We start from the raw sequence: 253 nt of genomic DNA on the forward strand, positions 1-253 counted from the left end.
GGACTGTTTTTTAAATCTCCATAAGGGAGTTGAGATAATAGTTGTTCTGCATAAGGAGTATCTTCCAAAGCGTAACTGAACTGAGAAATATCTAGTTCACTCACCAATCTCTCCAGATGATATTGATTAAATAATTCCCCATCTATCTTCATCAGTTCTGGATGCTCTCTCATTTCTCGTGTACCAAGTCTTTCTTTATGAGCGATTGGGTTAATCTCCTCACCAATATTGTAACGGATACCATCCTGAATCA

Annotated in this window: 1 protein-coding gene; it reads right to left on the reverse strand. The window is 37.5% G+C overall.

Going from position 1 to position 253, the window contains the following annotated elements; genetic code table 11:
- A partial coding sequence (locus tag HMPREF2837_RS03430; RefSeq protein ID WP_148131798.1) for a hypothetical protein occupies nt 1-253 on the reverse strand: 253 nt, incomplete at both ends.

It is taken from the genome of Streptococcus sp. HMSC071D03 (genome assembly GCF_001812125.1).
GTDB lineage: Bacteria > Bacillota > Bacilli > Lactobacillales > Streptococcaceae > Streptococcus > Streptococcus pseudopneumoniae_N.